The sequence below is a fragment of the Mycobacterium sp. UM_Kg27 genome (assembly GCF_000972905.1).
GTDB lineage: Bacteria > Actinomycetota > Actinomycetes > Mycobacteriales > Mycobacteriaceae > Mycobacterium.
In genome coordinates, this window is sequence record NZ_JRMM01000254.1 from 1 (window position 1) to 1,974 (window position 1,974).

Sequence of the window (1,974 nt, forward strand, 5' to 3'; positions counted from 1 at the left end):
CCACCGGCACCACCGGCACCACCGGCGCCCGCATCGCCACCGTTACCGCCGTTGGCACCGGCCACCGTGGCGTCGTCGGCCGCGCCACCGTTGCCACCGATACCGCCCTCGCCACCGGCGCCACCCAGACCACCGTCACCGGCGCCCGATCCGCCGGCCCCACCGGTGCCGCCCTTACCGCCGGCACCGGCGTTACCGCCAGCGGTCCCGTTGCCGCTGCCGTCAGTCGTTCCGTCGGTTCCATCCGCGCCACGGCCACCGGCGCCGCCCGCGCCGCCGTTACCGTCGACGGCCGCGTCGCCACCCTGACCGCCCGCGCCGCCGGCCTGACCGGTCACGCCATCACTGGCCAGACCGACACCGTCGCCACCGGCGCCACCGGCGCCACCGTTGCTACCGGCACCGTCATAGCCACCAGCGCCCGTCGCACCGCCGTCGGTTCCCGCGCCTGCCGAGCCGGCTACACCACCGAGTCCACCTGCACCACCCTGGCCACCAGCACCGGCTTCGTCGGCGCCGCCGCCGCCGAGGCCCTTGCCACCGGCCGCGGCCTGACCCGCGGCGCCACCGTTGCCCGCGGCGCCGCCGGCACCGCCGAGCCCGCCGTGGCCACTGGCACCGCCGGCGCCACCGTCGCCACCGATACCACCCGCACCCGCGTCACCACCGGTGTGTCCGGCAGCACCGGCCACGGTCGCGTCGGCTGCCGCGCCACCGTTACCACCGGTGCCACCGGTACCACCGACGCCACCGACGCCACCGGTACCCGAGTTCGAGCCGCTGGTACCACCGACGCCACCGGCGCCACCGGTACCACCGGTGCCACCCGCCGTGCCGTCACCGCTGAGGTCGGTCTCACCGTTGACACCGGTCGCGCCCTGGCCACCGGCGCCACCGGCGCCACCGTCGCCGTCCACGTCGGCGTTGCCGCCGTTACCGCCGACACCGCCGGCCTGCACCGTGCCGTCGCCGAGGACCTCGCCGTTGCCACCGACACCACCGACACCACCGTTGCCGGTGCTGCCGACAGCACCCGCGGCACCGTCGGCCGCGTAGGTTGCGCCACCGCTGGAGCCACCGGCACCGCCGTTACCGCCCTGCCCGGCAACCGAGCTGGAGTTACCGCCATTGCCGCCGTTACCGGCTGCTGCGCCCAGGCCGCCGCCGGCGCCGGCACCACCGGTGCCACCCACACCCGCCGCGCCACCAACGCCGCCGTCGCCACCGATACCGCCGACACCGTGGACACCGGCCAGGCCCTTCGCCGAGGTACCACCGGCACCACCGGCACCACCGGCGCCACCGTCGCCACCGTTACCGGCCGTGCCGGTCGCGTCGCCACCGTCACCACCGTTGTCACCGCTGCCCGCAGCAGCGTCAGCGCCATCGGCACCATTGGCCGCGCCGCCGCCGACGCCACCGGTACCGCCCGCGCCACCGGCGCCGCCGGCACCACCGTTACCGGCCGCCGAACCGCCAGCGCCACCAGCGCCACCGACACCACCGGCGCCACCAGTCAGGCCGGCCGTGCCATCACCGTTGATGTCGGTCTCACCGGCGATGCCCGCCGCGCCGGCGCCGCCGTTACCGCCCGCGCCACCATTGCCCAGGTTTCCGCCGTCACCACCGGCACCACCAGCGCCACCAGCCGCCCCGGCAATGAGGGCATCGAACCCGTCACCACCGGCACCACCGTTGCCGCCATTGGTCGCCGCGGCACCGGAGGCACCCGCGATCACACCCGCGCCACCAGCACCGGCCACACCGGCGTCGCCACCACGACCACCGGCGCCGCCATCAATGTTCGCGGCGTCGCCATCAGCACCGGCGCCACCGTTACCACCGATACCGGCGGCACCACCATTGCCACCGTTGCCGCCGACACCGGCGGCACCCGACGAACCGATCAGACCACCGGAACCACCAGCACCGGCCAGGCCACCAGCACCACCGGCACCGCCGTTGCCGCCGTTG

Annotated in this window: 1 pseudogene; it reads right to left on the reverse strand. The window is 75.9% G+C overall.

Annotated features, from left to right (window positions below):
* A pseudogene (locus LI94_RS24060) lies at positions 1 to 1,974 on the reverse strand (PE family protein); the annotation flags it as partial.